This is a genomic window from Nitrososphaerales archaeon (assembly GCA_025058425.1).
GTDB lineage: Archaea > Thermoproteota > Nitrososphaeria > Nitrososphaerales > JANXEG01 > JANXEG01.
Map to the genome: position 1 here is coordinate 24,817 of JANXEG010000004.1, position 18,305 is coordinate 43,121.

General features: G+C 41.4%; 20 protein-coding genes. 17 read left to right on the forward strand and 3 right to left on the reverse strand.

The window, feature by feature from the left end; genetic code table 11:
• Positions 1–48: 48 nt before the first annotated feature.
• From argF to NZ896_00890, 4 genes are all read left to right on the forward strand, one after another.
• Positions 49–999, forward strand: a complete 951-nt coding sequence (argF, locus tag NZ896_00875) for an ornithine carbamoyltransferase (GenBank protein ID MCS7116008.1) — start codon at positions 49–51, stop codon at positions 997–999.
• Between the two features lie 180 nt (positions 1,000–1,179).
• Positions 1,180–2,571, forward strand: coding sequence for an aminomethyl-transferring glycine dehydrogenase subunit GcvPA (gene gcvPA / locus NZ896_00880; protein MCS7116009.1), 1,392 nt, complete (start codon positions 1,180–1,182; stop codon positions 2,569–2,571).
• Positions 2,572–4,065, forward strand: a complete 1,494-nt coding sequence (gcvPB, locus tag NZ896_00885) for an aminomethyl-transferring glycine dehydrogenase subunit GcvPB (protein ID MCS7116010.1) — start codon at positions 2,572–2,574, stop codon at positions 4,063–4,065.
• A gap of 195 nt (positions 4,066–4,260) precedes the next feature.
• Entirely contained in the window at positions 4,261–5,598 is a 1,338-nt protein-coding gene (locus NZ896_00890) for an aspartate aminotransferase family protein (protein ID MCS7116011.1), read from the forward strand.
• 71 nt (positions 5,599–5,669) lie between these two features.
• On the opposite strand, the gene NZ896_00895 is transcribed toward NZ896_00890, so the two are convergent.
• Positions 5,670–6,047 carry a molybdenum cofactor biosynthesis protein MoaE gene (locus NZ896_00895; protein MCS7116012.1) on the reverse strand — a complete coding sequence of 126 codons (378 nt, stop codon included), beginning with the start codon at positions 6,045–6,047 and terminating at the stop codon, positions 5,670–5,672.
• Between the two features lie 183 nt (positions 6,048–6,230).
• Here NZ896_00895 and npdG point away from each other — a divergent pair, with 183 nt between their 5' ends.
• Positions 6,231–6,914 carry an NADPH-dependent F420 reductase gene (npdG, locus tag NZ896_00900; GenBank protein ID MCS7116013.1) on the forward strand — a complete coding sequence of 228 codons (684 nt, stop codon included), beginning with the start codon at positions 6,231–6,233 and terminating at the stop codon, positions 6,912–6,914.
• 64 nt (positions 6,915–6,978) lie between these two features.
• Here npdG and NZ896_00905 read toward each other — a convergent pair whose 3' ends face one another.
• The gene (locus NZ896_00905) at positions 6,979–7,530 is read right to left on the reverse strand and encodes a hypothetical protein (protein MCS7116014.1); all 552 of its coding nucleotides are present in this window, start codon (positions 7,528–7,530) and stop codon (positions 6,979–6,981) included.
• Between the two features lie 85 nt (positions 7,531–7,615).
• On the opposite strand from NZ896_00905, the gene NZ896_00910 reads away from it, so the two are divergent.
• The 8 genes from NZ896_00910 (at position 7,616) to rsmA (ending at position 14,464) form a co-directional block, all read left to right on the forward strand.
• Positions 7,616–8,011, forward strand: coding sequence for a translation initiation factor IF-5A (locus NZ896_00910; GenBank protein MCS7116015.1), 396 nt, complete (start codon positions 7,616–7,618; stop codon positions 8,009–8,011).
• Positions 8,012–8,331: 320 nt separating this feature from the next.
• Positions 8,332–9,018: a diphthine--ammonia ligase gene (locus NZ896_00915; GenBank protein ID MCS7116016.1), complete on the forward strand. Its 687-nt coding sequence runs from the start codon at positions 8,332–8,334 to the stop codon at positions 9,016–9,018.
• 51 nt (positions 9,019–9,069) lie between these two features.
• Positions 9,070–10,413 carry a signal recognition particle receptor subunit alpha gene (locus tag NZ896_00920; GenBank protein MCS7116017.1) on the forward strand — a complete coding sequence of 448 codons (1,344 nt, stop codon included), beginning with the start codon at positions 9,070–9,072 and terminating at the stop codon, positions 10,411–10,413.
• Complete coding sequence (locus tag NZ896_00925) at positions 10,397–11,623, forward strand: tRNA pseudouridine(54/55) synthase Pus10 (protein MCS7116018.1); 1,227 nt, start codon at positions 10,397–10,399, stop codon at positions 11,621–11,623. Before NZ896_00920 ends, NZ896_00925 begins: the two co-directional genes overlap by 17 nt.
• Positions 11,624–11,711: 88 nt before the next feature.
• Complete coding sequence (locus NZ896_00930) at positions 11,712–12,011, forward strand: hypothetical protein (GenBank protein ID MCS7116019.1); 300 nt, start codon at positions 11,712–11,714, stop codon at positions 12,009–12,011.
• Complete coding sequence (locus tag NZ896_00935; protein ID MCS7116020.1) at positions 12,004–12,333, forward strand: RNA polymerase Rpb4; 330 nt, start codon at positions 12,004–12,006, stop codon at positions 12,331–12,333. Before NZ896_00930 ends, NZ896_00935 begins: the two co-directional genes overlap by 8 nt.
• 175 nt (positions 12,334–12,508) lie before the next feature.
• Entirely contained in the window at positions 12,509–13,087 is a 579-nt protein-coding gene (locus NZ896_00940) for a DUF655 domain-containing protein (protein MCS7116021.1), read from the forward strand.
• Between the two features lie 69 nt (positions 13,088–13,156).
• Positions 13,157–14,464 carry a 16S rRNA (adenine(1518)-N(6)/adenine(1519)-N(6))-dimethyltransferase RsmA gene (gene rsmA / locus NZ896_00945; GenBank protein ID MCS7116022.1) on the forward strand — a complete coding sequence of 436 codons (1,308 nt, stop codon included), beginning with the start codon at positions 13,157–13,159 and terminating at the stop codon, positions 14,462–14,464.
• Between the two features lie 18 nt (positions 14,465–14,482).
• On the opposite strand, the gene NZ896_00950 is transcribed toward rsmA, so the two are convergent.
• The gene (locus tag NZ896_00950; GenBank protein ID MCS7116023.1) at positions 14,483–15,580 is read right to left on the reverse strand and encodes a TGS domain-containing protein; all 1,098 of its coding nucleotides are present in this window, start codon (positions 15,578–15,580) and stop codon (positions 14,483–14,485) included.
• A 48-nt stretch (positions 15,581–15,628) separates the two neighbouring features.
• Here NZ896_00950 and NZ896_00955 point away from each other — a divergent pair, with 48 nt between their 5' ends.
• The 4 genes from NZ896_00955 to NZ896_00970 all read left to right on the forward strand — a co-directional run.
• Complete coding sequence (locus tag NZ896_00955) at positions 15,629–16,330, forward strand: hypothetical protein (GenBank protein ID MCS7116024.1); 702 nt, start codon at positions 15,629–15,631, stop codon at positions 16,328–16,330.
• A 120-nt stretch (positions 16,331–16,450) separates the two neighbouring features.
• Complete coding sequence (locus NZ896_00960; protein ID MCS7116025.1) at positions 16,451–16,972, forward strand: 50S ribosomal protein L16; 522 nt, start codon at positions 16,451–16,453, stop codon at positions 16,970–16,972.
• A 19-nt stretch (positions 16,973–16,991) separates the two neighbouring features.
• Positions 16,992–17,993: a diphthamide biosynthesis enzyme Dph2 gene (gene dph2, locus NZ896_00965; protein ID MCS7116026.1), complete on the forward strand. Its 1,002-nt coding sequence runs from the start codon at positions 16,992–16,994 to the stop codon at positions 17,991–17,993.
• 30 nt (positions 17,994–18,023) lie between these two features.
• Positions 18,024–18,305: hypothetical protein (locus tag NZ896_00970; protein ID MCS7116027.1), on the forward strand; the 282-nt coding region annotated here is incomplete at its 3' end.

Here is an 18,305-nt window from a genome sequence, read left to right on the forward strand (position 1 = left end):
TTGCAACTCTCGTAAATTTTTTTATACACGTCTTTACTACTTATCGGTATGCCTCCATTTAACATGAAAGGTAGGGATTTTATAACTACGCGTGATTACACTAAAGAAGAATTAGAATACTTGTTAGATCTATCCGCAGACCTCAAAAGGATGTTTTATGGGGGTGCGAGGCGTACTCTAAATGAAATGCTGTACGGTCGCAACATCGCACTACTATTCAAGAAACCGTCTACACGAACAAGAAACTCTTTTCAAGTGGCAGCGAGCCGGTTGGGTGCATTCTCTGTATATATGAGGCCAGATGAGCTTCAACTCGCGCGGGGTGAACCGGTACGTGACACAGCCCTTGTACTCGATAGGTATTACGATGCACTCGTCATAAGAACGTTCGAACAGAGTGAAGTTGAGGAGTATGCAAGATACATGCGCAACCCCGTCATCAACGCCTTGACGGATGAGGAGCACCCTTGCCAGGCTTTGGCCGATTTACTTACTATAAGAGAGAAGAAAGGAGAGACCGCTGGGCTTAAAATGGTTTATACCGGGGATGTATGGAATGTATGCCATTCATTAATCGCTACTTGTCCTTTATTCGGTATCGATCTTACTTTAGCAATTCCCATGGGCTACAACCCCAATCCCGAAATCTGGAAGTTTGGTAAGGATGCGGCATCAAAGAATGGGACCAAACTCGAAATATCTCATGATATTAAGGAGGCCGTTAAGGATGCAGATATAGTCTATGCGAATACTTGGTGGAGCATGGGAAAGCCGGAGCAGGAAAAGGATAAGCGAAAGGTAGATTTCAAGCCCTTTACCGTCACGAGAGAAGTTATGGAGAATGCGAAGCATGATGCGATCTTTATGCATTGCTTACCTGCATACAGAGGTAATGAGATGACAGAGGAAGTGATCGATGGAAGGTGGTCCGTCGTTTACGATCAGGCTGAAAACAGGCTTTGGACAGAGGCAGCGATTATGGTGGCGATAATTCAATAAATCTGATGCGAGTTAATGTAACCAACTCATTTACTATTTATTTACATCGTAAATTCTTCATTCATCGAAAGTTCAAATCTTCATCGAACCCATAACACAGATAGAGAAGATTCTTTCATATTAAATCAATACAGTTTTATTTAACATCCTTACCAATCTGTTGTAATAATGGTGTAATGATTGTTGGAAGATAGACATCCCTATCTGCCGAACCTTGATAAAAGAATTACTCAACAGATGCTCAACCGACTCAAAATCGATTCGATCGATGATCTATTCAGAGATATTCCTGAATCTTTGGTTTTGAAGAAGCGTTTGAATTTACCTGAAGGCAAGAGTGAGTTAGAGGTTAAGAAGCATATCGAAGAAACTTTGGCCAAGAATAAGGTCTATCCCGAGTATCTATGCTTCCTAGGTGGTGGTGTATGGCCACATTATGTACCCGCGGTGGTCGATGAGATCGTCTCCCGATCAGAATTCTACACTTCCTACACACCTTACCAACCGGAGATCAGTCAAGGTGTATTGCAGGCTTTATTCGAATATCAGAGCCTCATCTGTGATCTAACGGCTATGGATGTGGCAAATAGCTCGATGTACGATTGGGCTACAGCCGTTGGAGAGGCGTGTAGAATGGCCGTTAGATTCAAGAAGAGGAGTAGGATCGTCACATCGAGGAATATCGGCCCCGAGCGGTTCGAGGTGATGAAGAATCTTTGTGAGCCTGCGGGTATAGATGTAGATGTTGTGGGCTTCGATTTAGAGACGGGCGAAACCGATCTTTCTCAATTATTGGCAGCTATAAACGATGATGTAGCAGCGATCTATTTAGAGAATCCGAACTTCTTTGGTGTTATAGAGAGCAAAGTTTTCGAGATTGCAGATGCCATTCACTCAAAAGGAGGATTATTCATTGTGGGTGTCGATCCTCTATCTCTCGGTCTGTTAAAACCGCCTGGTGAGTATGGTGCCGATATCGTTGTGGGAGAAGGACAACCTCTTGGATTACATATGAACTACGGCGGACCTTTACTTGGCATATTCGCGTGTAAAGGTGACCAGAATCTGATCAGACAGATGCCGGGGAGGATCATCGGTATGACTACATCGAAGGATGGTACAAGGAGAGGTTACTGCATGGTTCTTCAGACTAGAGAGCAGCACATTAGAAGAGAGAATGCTACATCCAACATCTGTACCAATGAAGCCCTCTGTGCCATCGCAGCGGCTGTATATCTATCGCTCTTAGGATCGGAAGGGTTGAGAGAGCTTTCTAAACTCATTATGTATAATTCTCACTACGCATCGAAACTCCTCTCAGAAATTCGTGGGATTAAGAGCCCCTACTTTACATCGACATTCTTCAAAGACTTCACATTAGGCATTACTAAGGATGGGGTGAGTGCAGAGGAGCTACATAAAAGGTTGGTTGAATATAGAATCCTCGGCGGACTTCCATTAAGTCGTTATTATGAGGAGCTCTCAAACGTAGCACTCTTTTCAGTAACAGAGATCCATACCAAAGAGGATATTCAACGCCTTGTCGATGCTGTGGGTAAGGTGGTGAGTTAGATGGGGTTTAAGCAAGCGACATGGGATGAACCACTACTCATAGAATTGGGAAAGGAAGGTAGGTGTGGCTATTCTTTACCAAAGGTCGATGGGGATTTAGAGAGTGTAGTGAAACTTATACCAGAGAGGCTCCTTAGGAAGGATATACCCCTACCCTCACTATCGGAGCCTCAAGTGGTAAGGCACTTTGTCCGTCTATCGCAGATGAATTATTGTGTAGATTTAGGAATGTATCCGTTGGGTAGTTGCACGATGAAATACAATCCGAAGATCGCGGAGCGTATCGCTTCAGATCCACACCTAACTAGGCTCCATCCCTACCAACCTGTAGAGACGGTCCAAGGCATTCTAGAGATCATGTACAATCTCTCAAAGATGTTGGCAGAGATAACTGGTACCGCGAAGGTAACTTTAGCTCCAGCTGCCGGTGCCCATGGAGAGTTTGTTGGTTGTTTGATTATAAGGGCCTACATCAAGGATAAAGGTGAGTTAAAAGTTAGAAATGAAATGCTTATACCAGAGTCTGCGCATGGAACGAACCCCGCCAGTGCTGTAATGGCTGGATTTAAGGTTGTGAAGATACCGACGGATGAGGAGGGGTTGGTGGATATAGAAGCTCTAAAGGCCGCGATTTCACAACGTACTGCGGGCATGATGCTGACCGTTCCAAATACACTCGGTCTATTCGAACGTAGGGTTGAAGAGATCTCAAAGATTATACATGAAGCTGGAGGGTTGATGTATTACGATGGTGCGAATATGAACGCTTTACTCGGTAGAGTTCGGCCGGGGGATATGGGCTTCGATATCGTGCATATGAACCTTCACAAAACCTTCGCCACACCACATGGTGGTGGCGGCCCCGGTTCAGGACCTTTGGGTGTTAGTAAAGAATTGGTGGACTTTCTCCCAGTACCATTGGTCGATTACGATGGTGAAAAGTACTTTTTGAATTACAATATTCCAAAGACCATTGGGAGGATAAAGGGTTTCTATGGTAATATTAGTGTGTTGATAAAAGCTTATACTTACATCTTAATGGTCGGTTCAGACAAATTAAAAGAGATTTCGAACCAATCGGTCCTCGCATCAAACTATCTCTTAAGTAATCTAAATTCTTCAATGTATCTTCTACCCTATAGTAAGGGTATTCCGAGAAAGCATGAATTCGTCGTCAGTGCCAAACCTATTCAAATGAAGAGTGGTGTACGTGCTATGGATATCGCTAAATCCCTTCTCGATCTATCTCTCCATGCGCCTACGATATACTTCCCATTGATAGTAGATGAAGCGTTGATGATCGAACCTACCGAGACAGAACCGATGGAAAACCTGGATGAATACGCAAAGGCTTTAAATACGATAGCCCATCAGGCGGAAGAGGATCCTCAAAGGATCATCGACGCGCCCATCAACACATCGATCAAGAGGCTCGATGAAGTAAAAGCTTCTCATCCATTGACTATGAAGTTAAATTGGAGAGGATTAAAATGAACCTTAAAACACCTCTCACAATCTGTAATGCATTATAACGATGATGCTTGCCTTAAGTATAAGTAAGTATAGAATAACGATTAATATTTAATTACGCTAAATCCATCCAAATGACACTTTTCAATTAAAGTTTACCAAAACCTTTTTAACCCGTTCGTTTAACTCATAATCAATCGTGATGATGGGTGAATATTTATGATACCACAATCTGTGGAGAAGTATCAAAAGCGGACACCGACATCTAAAATGCTCTTCGAAAGGGCGGTTGAGATCTCCCCTGGTGGTGTACATCACAACATTCGATACTATCCTCCTTATCCGTTATTCTTCGAGAGGGCCAAAGGGAGCCGTATGTGGGATGTGGATGGGAATGAATATATCGATTTTTGGATGGGGCATGGCTCACTATTCCTTGGACATGCACCGGATGCTGTAGTGGAAGCACTTAAAGAGCAGTGTGCAAAATCGACACACTATGGAATGCCATCTAAAATCCAGATAGAACTGGGTGAATTGGTCAAAAAGATGGCACCTTGGGTCGAGAGGATTCGATTTGCAAATACGGGAACTGAAGCAACGATGTACGCCGTTAGATTTGCAAGGGCATATACGAAGAAGCGAAAGATAGTGAAGTTCATCGGCCATTGGCATGGCGGGCACGATATTCTGAACGTAGCTGTTAGAGCACCATTCGATAAACCATCGACCGATGGCTCTTTGAGAGAAACGGCGATGTTTACCATTACATGCCGCTTTAATGATATTGAAGGGACCTTGCGTACAATTAAAGAAAATGCTGATGATCTGGCCTGTGTAATTGTGGAGCCGGTAACGATGGCGGGAGGGGCTTTACCGGCCGATCGCGAATTCCTCAAGTCACTCAGAGAAGTATGTGATAAACTGGGGATCGTACTGATCTTCGATGAGGTTGTGACCGGGTTCAGATTGGCGAAGGGAGGCGCTACAGAAGTTTATGGTATCATACCAGACCTATTAACGTATGGGAAGATCATCGGTGGTGGCTGTCCAGCTGGCGCGATCGCTGGTAAGAAGGAGATAATGGAAGTATGCGATCCAAGTAAGGGTCGACCGCCCTATGAAGTTGCACAACAGGGTGGTACATTCTGCGGCAACCCTATGACGATGGTCGCAGGTTACGTAACATTGAAGATCTTGAATGAGCATCCAGAAATCTACACCTATGTGAATAGGCTAGGGGATAAAGTGAGGAGAGATGTTGATCGAGTATTCAACGATGAGGGCATACCGACGTGCACAACCGGCCTCGGCTCGATGTTCATGACACACTTCTTAAAGAGCCCTGGTAAATGTGAATTAAAGAGTGCGGAGGATCTGGCTGAGAAGACCGATCCCAATAGGCTATTCGATTATCACTTTGAACTGATGAATCACGGCATATTCTTCTTACCCAAACATCTAGGATTGATAAGCTCGGCGCACACAGAAGATGATATTAATCGACTTATAAGTGCATCACAAAAGACTGCGGAGCTGCTTAAAACTTCACAATAAAAACAAATATTCCTAAAGAATAGCGTAGCTTTAACCAAATTTTTATTTTATATTTTAACTTATAAAAATATTCATGTTACCCAGCTAAAGGTCCCATCCACATATATCTCCTTCTTCCATAAAGTAGCTTCTCTTTTGTACCTTTCTATCGCTTCTTTTAACGCTTGCATAGCCTCCTTCCTGCTACGTGATGCTACAATAACGTAGACAAGGGGCTCGCCTACGTTGAAACTGCCTATAAGATGATAGATCTTCACAAAGCTTACGTTATACTTATCTCTAACTTCCTCACAAATTTTCCTTATAACTACATTTGCATGCTCCTCATAAGACTCTATCTCTAATCTTGATACCCGTTTATCATTCTTTCCTACAGCCTTGGCCACACCGATAAATACCATTACAGCGCCTACATCTTCTGGAAGATTCTCAGAGATCAGCTTCGTCATAATTAATGGTATGTTTACCTCTTCTTTGTTATAAACACCAGATTCCAACATCACTAGATGGTAAATAACATAGAATTAAACTTCGCGCCCTTAAACCGAGCTACCAATAATATAACGATAATGATCTTATTTTCGATAAACCTTTAAAATTTACTGGTTTGTAACAAAGATAGGTTAATGGTCATGAAGATAGCGGTTTTGGGTGGGACTGGTGATCTAGGTAGGGGTTTGGTAACACGTTGGGCTAAATTTCATGAAGTGATCGTAGGCTCGAGGAGCGAAGAAAAAGGAAGATCCTTGGCTGATGAATATAGAGCGATCGCGGAGAAGCACTTTGGTGCTGAGTTAAAGGGCTCTATTCAAGGTACCGAAAATACTAAAGCGGCGAAGGCTTCGGATGTTGTAGTCTTCACAATACCACAAGAATATCTGTTAGAGTTTTTACCTACGGTGAAACCTTTTATCGATCGACAGAAGATCTTAATCTCTCCAGTCGTACCGATGCGAAGGGTCGATAAGTACTTCATATATACTCCATACCTTATTGGCGAACCTCCTCGACCCCTCTCGGCAGGTGAAGCGATCTCATCGATCTTAGAGACGGATCGTGTAGTATCGGCTTTTCACTCGATCCCCGCCCGCAAATTGGCCCAGCTAGAGTTAACGTTAGATTATGATGTACCTCTAGCTGGGGATGACAAAGATGCGGTACAGGTAGTATCAGATCTGATAAAACAGATCCCTAACCTAAAACCTCTCTACGCTGGCCCTCTATCGACCTCCAGTCTACTTGAATCTATAACACCATTCCTACTCAATTTATCCATATATAATAAGATCAAAGATCCATCGATCAGGGTAGGTTAGGAGTTCATCATAGATTTGCTGATCGCTCGATGGAATGTTGAAATAGTATGATTATTCTCGAATATCATCTCTCTATACACTCACTCTTACCGAACCTCCTCCTCAACTTCGTTCCACATACATCACAAATCACCGCTTTCTTATCTTCAAAAACTTTTCCACAACCGCTACAATAGACCAACCATTTAACGACATTCGAAATCCCTTTAGTGATGATCGGTATCGAATCGATATGGAGGATCCTTGCCAGGTTCTCTATAGAATAATCGTCAGAGACTATTATGGCATCAAAGTCCTTGCCTTTTAGCTCATAGGCTAACGCGATGACTTCTAAATCTGTTTGAGAAAGTTTCCCAATATCACCACTTATATTAGCTAAATCTTTTACCCTCTCTATACTCTCTGCAGAAGGATCCTTCACGATCAAACGGCCAGCCTCGATCAGACTTTCAATCGCTGTCTTAGAAGTCCTTGTGTGTTTTACTTCTTGAATGACCGATGATGTTGTATAATAAGTAGATGTACTCGTAAAAGGTATCCCTGCATAGAATGCTGTAGAATCTAAAATCAAAACCCTCTTCGATCTATTCAATTTAATCTTCTCTCTACCTAACATTAATTGTTAATTATCAATAAAAAGTTAAATTATAGAAGCCTATTTTTACCCCCTCATTTTTATATAATGGTGTGGAGGAGTTGGTATGAGCAAACCCGTCGAATTGGGGAGTCTTAGAGTAGGTTCATACATCGTTTTAGATGGCGAACCGTGCAGGATTGTAGAGTTTGAAAAGAGTAAGCCGGGTAAGCATGGTTCAGCCAAAGTAAGAGTCGTTGGAATAGGTCTATTTAGTGATTCGAAGAAGAGCTATGTATCACCTGCCGAGTCTCAGGTGGAAGTCCCGATAATCGAGAAGAGAAGTGGTCAAGTGATCGCTCTCATGCAGAATAGTGTGCAGCTTATGGATTTAGAGACATTCGAAGTCTTCGAAACCGATATGCCTAAAGAAGAGGAGTTGAAGAAGAACTTAACACAAGGTGTAGAAGTAGAATATTGGAGAGTTCTTGGAAGGACTAAGATCATGAGAATCAAAGGCTAATATGATCGATGATCGAATCTCGAAATTCCGAAATATTAAACCTTTTTAGAAGGTGACATATCGCAGCAAAAATTTTCTTTTTGAAAATTCTGACACCAAACCTCCATACTAAAGTGTCAAAGTGTCAACAATTTCTCAAAATTTTGTAGGATTTATTCCTCTCCATTACTCTCCCTTACATCGATGATCTTGATCCTTGAAGAGGATAAATTAAAATATAACTTTGAAAGAATCTTATAATGCCTCGATGATGTATCGGAAGAGCCGTCTGAGCTACACGCAATGAAGTAGATTATGAGTGCAGATGAGGCAGTCTGCTTATGATCAAGGGAGAAAAGTTGAGAATGCTCGCCCTTTCTTCTGGTGGTAAGGATTCTATCTTAGCACTCCACCTCGCACATGAAAGAGGTTGGAAGTTGGATGGTATCGTAACTATTATACCTGAAGATCCAGAGAGCATGCTCTACCATACCTATAATTTAAACTTTGTGGGAAAGATTGCAGAGAGTATCGGTACTCAATGGTTCTACACCTATGCCAAGAAGGGTGAGGAGGAGAAGGCTTTAGAGTCTACATTAAAGAGGATTGATACAGATATCGTTGTTAGTGGTAGCGTTTCATCTATGTACCAAAAAAGGCACTTCGATGATATATGTAACAAAATCGGTATCAGACATTTTACTCCACTCTGGGGTTTAGATGCTCATGATATAATGTATAAAATTCTTAACTTAAAGATGGATGTGATGATAGTGGCTGTAGCTGCGTATGGTTTAGGAGAGGAGTGGTTAGGTGTTCATCTTGATGATGAAAGTGTAAAGAGGCTTTTACGATTGTCTGAAAAGTACCATTTCAACCCTGTTGGAGAGGGAGGAGATCTCGATACATTCGTACTCGATGCGCCCCTTTACAAAAAGAGGTTGGTAGTATCGAAGGCTGTAAAGAACTGGTATCTGGACCATGGTAATTTAAAGATTGAGGAGCTTTTATTAATAGAAAAGGATTAGTTAATATTGGTTAATCGATGGATTTATCCCGATCGCTTGGGGTCGATTAAGATGCTGGAGAAACTTAAAGAGGGTTTGCAGAGCGCCATAAGGAGGATTTTAGGGGCATCGAGCATAGATGAGCAGGTCGTAAAGGAATTCATAAAGGATTTGCAAAGAGCCCTTCTACAGGCCGATGTAAATGTAAAGCTCGTATTCGATTTGACATCAAGGATAGAGAAGAGGGCCATTAACGAGACTCCACCACCCGGTCTACCGAGGAAGGATCACGTGATAAAGATCCTCTACGAAGAATTATCAAATATCATGGGTATTGAGAGGAAGGTCGAGTTGCCAGCGGATCGGTTGAATACAATCCTCATGGTCGGTATCCAAGGTTCGGGAAAGACCAGTGCCGCAGCCAAATTGGCAAGGTTTATGCAGAAGAAGGGGTATAAAGTTGGGGTTGTATGTGCAGATACCTTTAGACCCGGGGCTTTAACCCAATTGAGAATGCTTTGTAGTAGTGTTGGTATAGAGGTCTTTGGTGATGAAAATATCAAAGACCCAGTCAGACTCGCTATGGATGGTGTAGAGTACTTTAAGAAACGTGAGCGAAATCTGGTGATCATAGATACAGCTGGTAGACATAAAGAGGAGAAAGGCTTATTGGAGGAGATGAAGGCGATATCGGATAAGATTCGGCCAACACTCACTCTACTCGTTGTAGATGCTACTATAGGGCAGCAGTGCTACAACCAATCAAAAGCCTTTCACGAAACTACACCCGTAGGTGGGATCATCGTTACGAAGTTAGATGGTGCGGCGAAGGGTGGAGGTGCGTTGGCTGCGGCTGCGGCTACGGGCGCTCAGATACTATTTATCAGTACGGGTGAGAGGATCGACGATCTGGAAGCATTTTCACCGACAAGGTTCGTGGGTAGATTACTCGGTCTAGGGGATCTGAAGGCCCTCTTAGAGAGGGCTAGAGAACTTGAAGCTGAAGCTGATAAGGAGAAGCTTAAAAGAATCGTATCGGGGAAGATGACGATCAACGATCTTTACTATCAATTGGAGCAGGTAAAGAAGATGGGTTCGTTAAGGAAGATTTTAGATCTGATACCCGGATTCTCTTCGATCGTGGGTGATAAAGATCTAGATCTGGATGAAGTTGAGAAGAAGATGGATCGTTGGAAGGCGATCATACAGTCTATGACAAAAGAAGAAAGGGAGAATCCGGAGATCATCACCGGTTCTCGAATAAAGAGGATCGCTAGAGGTTCAGGGACTCAAGAGAAAGATGTGAAAGAGTTACTGATAAAATATAAACAGACCAAAGCATTGATAAAGGCGAGTAAAGGTCACGCACTTAGACAACTTATGAAAAGGTTTTCCTCACATGAACTCGGAGAGTAAAGAGATAGATTATTCCATAATTAAAAAACTTCTGAGTGAATATCCATTATGCGATAAATGTCTCGGTAGACAATTCCCTCACATAATGAGAGAATTGGATAATGAACAGAGAGGCATCGCCCTTAGAAAGCTGGTAAAAATTCCTTTACGAGGGAAGTGTTTTATCTGCCATAGTTTGATGTCTTCATTACAAGAATTGATGGAAGAAGTTCTGAAGACTATTAGTGAATATGAATTTGATAACTTTATGATCGGAACGACACTCCCGCCTGATGTTATAGAGAGAGAAGATACGATTAGAGCCCGTTTCAAACTAAAGGGTGGTGAAACTCTAAAGAGCGAATTAAATCGTGAAGTAGGATCGTTCATCATCTCAAAGACTGGTAAACAGATAAAGACTCGAGGGGCGGATCTTACCATTCTTATAGCACCATTCTCCAAACCACTCGTTACTATACAATCGAGACCGATCTATCTATTCGGTCATTACCTGAAGAAGGAGCGTGGGATAAGGCAGAAGAGGGTTAGATGTAAAAAGTGCAGAGGAGCTGGATGTGTGGAGTGTGATCATTCAGGAATTTCAAGGCAAGAGAGTGTGGAAGAATATTTGAATAAAATTCTCCTTAATCATTTTAAAGGGAGTGGTGTAAGGTATACTTGGGTGGGTGGTGAAGACTCCAACAGTCTAGTCCTCGGCAACGGAAGGCCCTTCTTTGGAGAAATACTCAATTCGAAGGTAAGAAGCCTGGTAGGCATGAACTTACCGATCAACATCGATAACAAAATTATTTTGAAAGATCTCCAAATAGTGGATAAGCCCAAGGTTATACCTAGGTTCACCGTAGATCTCTTTCTTCACATCAAGTTTAAAGAACCGATCGATTATAATAGATTGAAGGGTTTAGAAGAAACTCTAAAGGATGCTGTAATTCACCAAATTTCTTTAAGGAAGCGAAAGGTCTTGGATAAAAAAGTATATAATTTCAAGATTATGTCGATAGATGAAGATGAAGTAAAGGTGGAGATGAGTTGTGATGGTGGTTTGAATATAAAGAAGTTCGTTAAAAGCTCTTTAGTGAGGTTCAACGGGAAAGAAACTCCAGAGGTCTATCCAAATCTATCTTCCCTTCTAGGTGTTGATGTTGAGTGTATAAATTTCGATGTTTTAAACGTCCATGAATTACAAATCGATTCAATACAGAAGAGGTAGCAGAGAATAGAATGTAAAAGATTTATAAACTTAATCACAATTCAATAAAAAATGTATTGGTGTTGATGTAGATTTATGGTGATAAGTTATGGCACATAGTAGAGGTTTCAGAAGGAAGACAAGACATCTACTCAGTAGCGAAGGTTTGAGGAATCCAGCTTCACCATTCCTCATAGACTATAAAGTGGGCGATAAAGTAGTGATCGATATTAACCCTTCTCAGGTCAAGGGCATGCCGCACAGAAGGTTCCAGGGTTTTATAGGTGATGTAGAGGAAGTGAGGAAGAGGTCGGTTGTGGTTAAAGTTCGCGTCGGAGGGAAGATTAAGAAGCTCATCGCAAGATTGGAACATGTGAAGCCACACTTAAAGGGTGTAGTAAATGTCTGAAATAAAGGGGAGAAAGGTCCTTACAATTCCCGAGGTCAAAGAAATCCTCGATAGTATAAATCTTGAGACGGCCGATCAGATTCAAAAGAGGACCGTTGAGTACGTTAGAAAGTTCTCCAAAATTACAGGAGATGAGGCTAGAAGAATTCGCGAATCTCTTATAAAAGAGTGCCAATTGACGGATGAAGAAGCCGTTGAATTGATAAATATTATGCCTAGTACTATAGAAGAGGTTAGAGTATTCGCAGCTGGATGGAAGAAACTCTTGCCTACGGAAACCGTAGAAAAGATCTTAAAGATACTACATGAGCGTCGATCATGACCTTATGGTTGAATAGATCAAAAGTTTTAAAAAGCTGAATGGTGATATTAAGCTAAAGTAGAAGATCTTTATGACATCGATAACCATGGAGCAGCTTAATATCCTATTCTCTACTCACACACTTAATATTCTCCATATATTCAAATCATTCTGATAATCTTGCGAGGAAGGTTTTTTGAGTGGTACATTACCTCAAAAGAAGTATGAAGAATATGCGTATGTGCTCGACTTCATTCCAAGGGGAAAATCTATCGTGATTAAAGGTAGAGAGGGGCCATTGGTTCAAGCTATAGGTAGTGAGTGGTTGACTTTACTAGAGATCCTCGCTATGAGGAATGTGAATTTTGAAGTGGGTGAGCGATTGTGTATAGGTAGAGAGGGTAGGACCAAAGTAATCAGTGTATTGGGCAAACTTACTTATAATGATTTGACCATAGAAGCTAAACAGGAACTTCCAAACGTTGTAGAGAAGATCGTCAGAGAGAATGAGGCTAGGTTCGTTAAATACTTTAATGAATTACAACCTATCACCCCTCGATTACACGCATTAGAGTTAATCCCCGGTATAGGTAAGACCATTATGAGAGCGATTCTTGATGAAAGGGAGAAGAAGCCATTTCAAAGTTTCGAAGATATAGAGAAGAGGGTCGGTCTAAAAGATCCGGCAAAACTTTTAGCTAAAAGAATCGTAGAGGAGATCAGTGGCTCTCCACGAGTGATAATCTTCGTAGGTAGCCGAAAGACCTTTAGATAATTTTTTAAAGTGCGAAATAGATACAAACGAATTGAGTTAACTATATGAGATTTGATTTGTGATGATTTGATGGATCGGAAAAGGAGAAGGTTAGGGCAACATTACGTGATCGATGAGGGTGTTATTGAGAAGATAATAAAATTTGCCAATATTTCTAATGATGAAATTGTATTTGAGATTGGTAGTGGTGAAGGACAGTTGACCGAAAGGCTCTGTAGATTAGGTAAAAAGGTAATCTCTTGCGAAATCGATCGAAATCTCTATGAAAGGGCCAAGGTCAAATTAGAGCATTTTAAGAACCTCGAGCTTATCTGTGCAGATGGATTCACATTAAAGCACCGATTCGATGTATTGGTGGCGAACCTTCCTTATTCACAGTCGAAGAGGTTTATCCTATGGCTCTCTGATAAAACATTCAAAAGGGCTGTAGTAACCGTTCAAAAAGAATTTGCTGAAAAGCTTTTAGCAAGGCCTCGATCGAAGAATTATCGTGCGATCAGTGTATTCGCACAGGCTTTATTCTCCATAACACCTCTAGAGGATGTAAGCCCTGATGCCTTTTATCCGAGGCCCAAAGTCACTTCAACGATCATTCTTATAGAGCCTAAAGAGCATGTAAGGAGAGTCGATATCAACATACTTGAGAAGATCTTTTCATTTCGAGGGAGAAGGTTATCTACCATGTTCAAGATCGTTGCAAAGAGGGTTGGGATCGATGTAGATGAACTTTTATCGAGTTTCCCCTTTTCTCAAAAGAGAGTAGAAGATCTGAGCATCGATGAAATCATCCAAGTAGCAGATAGATTATCGAAATATTATCGATATGATGAAGTATATCGACCGAGCGAAGATACCCTATTCCTTTGTGATAAAGTGAGAAGTTCAAGCACATCCTTAGTGCTAGAAATAGGGGTCGGTTCAGGACTCGTTACCGAAGAATTGGCAAGATTCTGTGATAAGGTTGTAGGCTCAGAGATTAATAGAGAAGCCTTGATTCAAGGGCGTAAGCATTTGATAGAAAAGGGGTTGTGGGAAAAAGTTGATCTTATCTGTTGTGATGGTGCTTCGGCTTTTAGACCATCATCCTTCCCATTGATCGTTTTCAATCCTCCTTATCTACCATCGAAGGCCATTGAAGATTTGGCGGTAGATGGAGGTAGGGGTGGTATCGAAGTGGCCAATCATATCTTACTACAAGCTACCAATGTGCTTCAAAGAGGTGGAAAGATACTATTCGTGTTATCGAGCCTTTCATCTTACAAACGTTTGTTGAATGAATGGAAGCGAAAAGGCTTTAAAGTCAGGATCATCGATAAGAAGAGGTTATTCTTTGAGGAATTACTCTTAATTGAATTTGAAAAGCCTTTAGATAGTTAAGGAGTTAAAAGTAAATAGTCATGAACTATGAATTTCGACTATATCTTTATCTTCTAATAAGAAATTTTCTCCAACTCTAACCCCTTGCAGAGAACCTTCTCTCCAGACCTTTGCGTATTTGAAAAACTTCACTAAGTCTTTATGGACCTTTTCTGCAACATCGATGACACGTGCACCTTTCTTCATCAACAACGGCTTCTCAGCTACAGCATCTCCCAAGCTCTTCGTGTATACTCGAATATAACCGGACTTTTGAAGTATAGAATTGGCGAGCGAAGCCCGATCTGCAACAGATGTGATAATACGTTCTTCATCTATGAGACTCAATAACTCAGTTCTTATCCGTTCATCTAATGGAATGAATAAAGCCTTCTTTACAACCCTGCCGAATAACGCCGATTCTACATCTTCTAACGTCGCCTCACCATAGATCTTGACGATCGCGTTTCTAATTTTGTAACTGGAGAGAAACTTAATAACCTCCCAATCACTAAGCGCTTTTGCGTAATTTACGACTCTCAACCCCCCACTCGATGTATGGATTATTTCAACGAATGTATTAGATGGACGTATGTCGATATTATGCTCCTCAAGCCATGTGAACACCCTTTGAAGATACATAGTACCTTCAGATCCTAAAACTACGATGATGATATCTACATTGCGTATTAAGTTCATAATGCGTTCCTGCTTCTCTACACCGATCGATTCATCAAATGGGGTGAGGATTACTTGGAACTGGATACCTTCGCCTTCGAGTACTCCAACTACAGGTGCATGTAATACTTCATAAATATTTATATCTCGATTCGTAACGAATTTAAAGAATCGTATCGATGTATGAAGAGAGCCCAAAATAGCCAATTGAACCATACCCTCCTTCTTTACTACCCACTCTAGCCTTGTAGACCCTCTACGCCTCGATCTACTACGTTCTATCTCCTCTTCTAACGACTTGATCTGCTTCTTGATCGATACCTCTAACTTTTCAGTCCCCTTATGTTTGGGGAAGCTCGAGTAAAATTCTTTGAGTAATTTTAACTTGGTAACGGGATCTCTAGCCGCTATTGCCTCAGCCCACTTCGCCTTCGCCCTTTCAGGTAGATTGATAACCATTACTACTATAGATAATTTTATGAAGTCGTAAAAATTTTAAGATTACTGATGGAGAATTTAGCTGTAGCGATCGTCGAGCCACTCTATGAAGTGAATCTGGGTCATATAGCAAGAGTGATGAAGAACTTCGGTGTAAACGATCTAATACTGATCGATCCAAAGGTCGGGATAAATGAAGCGATGAAGTTCGCCTCCCATGGTTCAGAGATTCTCAAGAATGCTCGAATAAAGAGCTTAAATGAGTTGAGAAAAGAGTTTACTCTATTGGTCGGTACGACCGCTGTAACTGGTAAGAGCCCTTTGAATATCTTAAGGATTACAATATCTCCTGAAGAGTTGGCTGAACGGTTAAGGAGTTACGGTGATAAGGTCTGTATCTTATTGGGCCGTGAGACAACGGGTTTAAGAAATGATGAATTATCACTATGTGATGTAGTGGTAAGTATAACGACCGGAACCGATTACAACACACTGAACGTGGGGCATGCATTGGCTATAATCTTATACGAACTTTCCAAGGTGAAGATAGGTGAGATAAAGAGAGAGGTCGCTTCTCAAGAAGATAGAATGAGATTGGTAGAGTATGCATTAAAGTTGGCCGAATCCTCGGGTTACGCTTCCCATAAATTACACCTATTAAGGGAGAGTCTAGTTCGTATATTGGGCATCGCCCAGCCTACACCGAAAGAAGTTTACCTCATTATGGGTTTACTACGCAAAGCACTTCTAGCGATCGAATCTACCCGATAAACACTTCTCCAAAGGTGAATCTTAAAGTTTATAGTGCGTGTGGCTTCATTTTAAAAGATTTTTAAGAAACGTCAGACTTAATTAATAGTGCTGTTATAGATGGTTGGTAAGGGATAAGGTGTGAAAGGAAGGAATTATCGTATACCTAGTGGTATGCCTTACACTAGAAGAGAGTTTATTCCAGGTGCTCCACAATGCAAAATAGCAAAATTCTCTGCAGGTTCTCCCCATGAAGATTACGATGTGAAACTTCAATTGATATCGGATGGTAGGGTTCAGATAAGGCACAACGCTTTAGAAGCAGCAAGAATCGCGATCAACAAGAAGTTGAGCGATATAGGGGATAAAAATTACTACTTACAAGTAAAGGTTTATCCTCACATAGTACTTCGAGAGAATAAGATGATCGCAACAGCGGGTGCAGATCGATTACAAGAGGGGATGAGAAGAGCGTTCGGTAAACCCGTCGGCTTAGCTGCGCGAGTATCGAGAGGCAGTGTACTCTTTGAGATAAGCGTGAAGAAAGAGTACTTGGATCGAGCAAAAGAAGCTCTAAAAGCGGCTTCAACGAAACTCCCCGTAATTACTAAGATAAAAGAAATCCCTTTGAAAACTACACCACCTGTTAAAGCAGCCTCCTAATTTTGTTAAAGGAGTTTTTATGTTAAAGATCGATGAAGAGAAGATATTTTTGGAGATCGAAAGGAGAAGGCCTCGTAGTATAGTCTTTAATGCGCCCAGTGGATTGTTATCGAGGGTTCAGGATATTGCAATAAAGGTTCAAGAGAAGTTTAACGTAATAACATACATTATAGCCGATCCTTGCTATGGTATTTGTGATACCTTTAATTATGATGCCCAAAGGTTGGATGCGGATATAATCTTCCACATAGGTCACACTATATCGATGGATAAGATCGGTGATAGAACGATCATCATCGACGCTTATGATGACACACCCTTTGATGAAGTGTTACGCAAAGCCATCTTACACTTAAAGAATTATTCTGTTGTAGGATTATGCACCATCAGCCAACATTTACATAAACTTAACGAAGCGAAGTCCTTTCTAGAAAGGTTTGGATTCAAAGTTTTGATAGGTAGGGGAAAGGGTAGGTTGATGGATGGCCAGGTCTTAGGTTGTGAATTTCATACGGTCTATGAGATTAAGGATCTGGTAGATGTATTTGTGTTTCTGGGGCAGAGCATCTTTCATGCCATAGGGGTGGGACTCTCTACGAACAAACCAGTATTTATGCTCGACCCCTACCTCCAAGAAGTTACCGACCTTCGACAGACGATCTCAGATAGGATGAAGAGATCGATACTTGCTATATACAGAGCGCGTGATGCAGAGCTTTTAGGTATAGTGATAGGGTTGAAGGAAGGTCAGATGGCATTAGATAAAGCTCTTGATTTAAAGATTAGGTTAGAAAGGTTGGGCAAGAAGGTTCAACTGATCGCCCTACGTGAGGTAACGAGTGAGAGATTGGCTGAGTTATCGAAGATCGATGCATTCATCCAAACGGCCTGCCCCCGCATCTCCATCGATGGTTATACATTTAACAAACCTGTACTTTCTATACCACAGGCTGAATCGTTGATCCATCTTCTTACCACTGGTGAATTCCAAGACTTCTTCCAAAGGCCGTTATGGCTCTAACAAAATCGATGATAGTTGAGGTGGTTTAATTTGCAATCCGATAAAAGATTCATCGAATTCGCACTGCCCGGTGAAAAGTTAGCAGTTATAGAAGAGTTTGAAAGTGGTGAGGGGACTTATATTCACGAGGGTGATATTCGAGCCACCATCATCGGTACTCCGATTTATGACCTTCAGAATAGGAAAGTTGAAGTAAAGTCTAAACAGCGAATAAAGAAGATCCCTAAGTCGGGAGATACGGTAATAGGCCAGGTGGAGTCCATTCAGAATAATATAATCAATGTAAAGCTCTACTACGTGAATGATGAGATC